This window comes from Streptomyces lonarensis (assembly GCF_012033735.1).
Lineage (GTDB): Bacteria > Actinomycetota > Actinomycetes > Streptomycetales > Streptomycetaceae > Streptomyces > Streptomyces lonarensis.
The window spans coordinates 1-4,518 of record NZ_JAAVJD010000333.1 but is presented as its reverse complement, the minus strand read 5'-3'; the positions used below and the strand labels follow the sequence as shown (position 1 = coordinate 4,518).

The following is a 4,518-nucleotide window of genomic DNA, read 5'->3' as shown; positions in this document are numbered from 1 at the left end:
CCGCCCGGCTGGGAGCCGGGCGGCGGTGGCGTGCGCGGGGACGGCGTGCGGTGGGCTGCGGTTCGTCGCCGGTGTGCGGCGGGACGGGCGCCTGGCCCGGTCAGCCGGCCAGGCAGGACGGCCCGAGCAGCGCCTTGAGGTCGCCGAAGAGCGCCGGGCCCGGGTCCACGCGGTGGCGGTCCAGTCGCAGCACGGTGGTGTCGCGGTGGCCCTGGAGCCGTACCCGCACCTCGGTCCCGCCGCGGTGCTGCCCGAGGACCTCGCCCAACTGCTGCACCAGCGGCGGGGTGATCTTCACCGTGGGGATGGTCAGCGTGACCGGCGCGTTGGCCGAGGCCTCGGAGAGGTCGGGCACGGCCAGCTCCATCGCGACGATGCGCGGCACGTCCTCCCGCTTGTCGAGCCGCCCCTTGACGAAGACGACGGCGTCCTCGACCAGCTGGGTGGAGACCAGTTGGTAGCTGGCGGGGAAGAACATGCAGTCGATGGTGCCGGCCAGGTCCTCGACGGTGGCGATGGCCCAGGCGTTGCCCTGCTTGGTCATCTTCCGCTGGAGGCCGGAGATGATGCCGCCGACGGTCACCACGGAGCCGTCGGAGTGCTCGCCCGCGGTCAGCTGCGCGATGGCGACGTCCGCCTTGTCGCGGAGGACGTGCTCCAGGCCGAAGAGCGGGTGGTCGGAGACGTAGAGACCGAGCATCTCCCGCTCCTGGGCGAGGAGGTAGGTCTTCTCCCACTCCTCATCGGTGAACTCGACGTCCATGCCGAAACCGGGGCCGTCGTCCGCGTCGTCGCCGCCCATGGCGCCGAAGAGGTCGAACTGCCCCTCGGCCTCCTTGCGCTTGACCTGGACCACGTTGTCGATCATGGTCTCGAAGTGCGCGGTGAGCCCCTTGCGGGTGTGGCCCATCTCGTCGAACGCGCCGGCCTTGATCAGCGACTCGGTGGTCCGCTTGTTGCAGACCACCGCCTCGACCTTGTCCAGGTAGTCGGGGAAGGAGGAGAACTTCCCCTTCGCCTTCCGGCTGCGGATGATCGACTCCACCACGTTGGCGCCGACGTTGCGGACGGCGGTGAGCCCGAAGACGATGATGTCGTCGCCGCGGGGCGTGAAGTTGGAGTCGGACTCGTTGACGTCCGGCGGGAGCACCTTGATGCCCATCTTGCGGCACTCGTTGAGGTAGACCGCGGACTTGTCCTTGTCGTCGCGGACCGAGGTCAGCAGCCCCGACATGTACTCCGCCGGGTAGTTGGCCTTGAGGTAGGCGGTCCAGTAGGTGATGAGGCCGTATGCGGAGGAGTGCGCCTTGTTGAACGCGTAGCCGGCGAACGGGACCAGCACGTCCCAGACGGCCTGGATCGCCTCGTCGGAGTAGCCCTTCTCGCGCGCACCGCGCTGGAAGTTGACGAACTCCTTCTCCAGCACCTCGGGCTTCTTCTTGCCCATGGCGCGCCGCAGCAGGTCGGCCTGGCCGAGGGAGTAGCCCGCCAGCACCTGGGCGGCCTTCTGGACCTGCTCCTGGTAGACGATGAGGCCGTGGGTGATGTCCAGGACCTCCTTGAGCGGCTCCTCCAGCTCGGGGTGGATCGGGGTGACTTCCTGCTGGCCGTTCTTGCGCAGCGCGTAGTTGATGTGCGAGTTCATGCCCATCGGGCCGGGCCGGTAGAGGGCCGAGACGGCGGAGATGTCCTCGAAGTTGTCGGGCTTCATCATCCGCAGCAGGGACCGCATCGGTCCGCCGTCGAACTGGAAGACGCCCAGGGTGTCGCCGCGCTGGAGCAGTTCGTAGGTCTTGGGGTCGTCGAGCGGGACGTCGAGGAGCGTGATCTTCACGCCCTTGTTCTTCTCGATCGCCTTGACGGCGTCGTCCATGATCGTCAGGTTGCGCAGGCCGAGGAAGTCCATCTTCAGCAGGCCCAGCGACTCGCAGCTGGGGTAGTCCCACTGGGTGACGACCACGCCGTCGTTCTTCGGTGAGAACACCGGGACGTGGTCGATCAGCGCCTCGCTGGACATGATGACGCCGGCGGCGTGCACGCCCATCTGCCGCACCAGGCCCTCGATGCCGCGCGCCGCGTCGATCACCTTGGTGACGTCCGGCTCGTTCTCGTACATGGACCGGATCTCACCCGCCTCGGAGTACCGCGGGTGGTCCTTGTCGGTGATGCCCGAGAGCGGCAGGCCCTTGCCCAGGACGTCCGGCGGCATCGCCTTGGTGATGCGGTCCCCGACGGCGTACGGGTAGCCCAGCACCCGCGCGGAGTCCTTGATGGCGTTCTTCGCCTTGATGGTGCCGTAGGTGCCGATCATGGCGACCTTGTCGGCGCCGTACTTCTCCGTGACGTACCGGATGACCTCGCCGCGCCGGCGCTCGTCGAAGTCGATGTCGACGTCGGGCATGGAGACGCGCTCGGGGTTGAGGAACCGCTCGAAGATCAGCCCGTGCTCGATCGGGTCGAGGTCGGTGATGCCCATGGCGTAGGAGACGATCGAGCCGGCCGCCGAGCCCCGGCCGGGGCCCACCGCGATCCCCGCGTTCTTCGCCCACATGATGAAGTCCGCGACCACGAGGAAGTAGCCCGGGAACCCCATCTCGATGATGACGCCCATCTCGTAGGCGGCCAGCCGCTGCCGGTCCTCCGGGACGCCGTTGGGGAACCGGCGCTCCATCCCGCGCTTGACCTCCTCCTGGAACCAGGAGACCTCGTCGTACCCCTCGGGCACGTCGAAGCGCGGCATCAGGTTCCGGGGCTTGAACATGCCCTCGGTGTCGACGCGCTCGGCGATCATCAGGTGGCTGTTGCGGCAGCCCTCCTGCCAGGCGTCCGAGTTGTCGATCGCGTACATCTCGGCGGCGGACTTCAGGTAGTAGCCGGAGCCGTCGAAGCTGAAGCGGTTGGGGTCGGAGAGGTTCGACCCGGTCTGGATGCACAGCAAGGTGTCGTGGGCGGCCGACTCGTGCTCGTAGGTGTAGTGCGAGTCGTTGGTGACCACGAAGGGCGCGCCGATCTTGCGCGCGATCTCCTCCAAGCCGGCGCGGGCACGCCGGTCGATGTCGATGTTGTGGTCCATCAGTTCGACGAAGAAGTTCTCGCGGCCGAAGATGTCCTGGTACTCGCCGGCGGCCTTCACCGCCTCGTCCATCTGCCCGAGCCGGATGCGGGTGGAGATCTCGCCGGAGGGGCAGCCGGTGGTGGCCATCAGCCCGTCGGAGTACTCCGCCAGCAGCTCGCGGTCCATGCGCGGCTTGCGGAAGAAGCCCTCCAGCGACGCCCGGGACTGCGCGCGGAACAGGTTGTGGAGCCCCTCGCGGTTCCGCGCCCACATCGTCATGTGGGTGTAGGCGCCGGCACCGGCGACGTCGTCGCCCTTCTGATGGGGCGCGCCCCACTTCACCGGGCGGGTGTAGCGCCGCGACTCCGGCGCCAGGTACGCCTCGATTCCCACGATCGGGGTGATGCCGGCGTCCTGGGCCTTGTGGAAGAAGTCGTAGGCACCGTGCAGGTTGCCGTGGTCCGTCATGGCGATGTGGCTCATGCCCATCTCCTGACAGGCGTTGAACATGTCCTTCAACCGCGCGGCACCGTCCAGCAGCGAGTACTGGGTGTGGACGTGCAGATGTGTGAACGGATCGCTCACCAGGGAAACCTTCCGACGATCACCGACGACGTACCGGGGTACCGGGGCCGGCGGAGCGCGCGCGGCGGGGGCGTGGGCGGGCCGGGCGCGTGGGCGCGCACCCTTGTCGGCCGTGACGGCGGACGGAACCCCGGGCCTGATGCCCCGACCCTACCGCCGCCGGCCCGGATCGCCGCCTCGCCCCGCACTCGTAACGGTGACGCGTCGCCGCAGGTCAGCGCCGCACCGAGCGGAAAGATCGAGGTCAGCGGCGGCAGAAGTGCGCAGGGTCACGACGGCGGACTGTGCGCTGTGGCCGCGACGTGGCAGACTCACCCCGATGGGCTTCTCCGGAGCAGGTACACGCGCGGTACGCGCCGCGGTCTTCACCGCGCTGTGCGTCACGCTGTCCGCCGGTGCCCACGTGCTCTTCACCGGGAAGCCGCTGCCGCTGCCGGTGGTGGCCGCGGTCAGCGCGGCGGTCTTCGTGATCGCCTTCCTGCTGGCGGCGCGTGAACGCCGGTTCCGTCACATCGCGGCGCTGCTCCTGCCGGCCCAGTTGGCCGCCGACGCGGTCTTCACCACCGGGCAGGCCGCCTGTTACAGCTCCGCTCCCCCGACGCTGCCGGTGCGGCTGATCGGCATCGACCTGATCTGCGCCGGCGGGGACCTCGGTACCCCGCTGGCCCGGCTGCTGAGCGGCAGCGACACCGCGGTCGACCCGGCGGCGCCCTGGCTGCTGCTGGGGGCGCACCTGTGCGTGGGGCTCGTCGCGGCCGGCTGGCTGCGTGGCGGCGAGCGGGCCCTGGCGCGCGTGCTGCGCGCGGCGGAGACCGCCGGCTTCCGTCCGCTGCGGCTGGTGACCGCGGTGGCCGCGGACGAGATCGCCGTGCTGGGCC

At 69.4% G+C, this 4,518-nt stretch carries 2 protein-coding genes; one reads left to right on the top strand and one right to left on the bottom strand.

The window, feature by feature from the left end; all coding sequences use genetic code 11:
• Positions 1-100 precede the first annotated feature (100 nt).
• Positions 101-3,643 carry a DNA polymerase III subunit alpha gene (gene dnaE, locus HCN56_RS23930; RefSeq protein WP_167974489.1) on the bottom strand — a complete coding sequence of 1,181 codons (3,543 nt, stop codon included), beginning with the start codon at positions 3,641-3,643 and terminating at the stop codon, positions 101-103.
• Between the two features lie 316 nt (positions 3,644-3,959).
• Between dnaE and HCN56_RS23925 the strand changes: the two genes are divergently transcribed.
• The coding region (locus HCN56_RS23925) for a hypothetical protein (RefSeq protein WP_167974487.1) at positions 3,960-4,518 on the top strand (559 nt) is incomplete at its 3' end.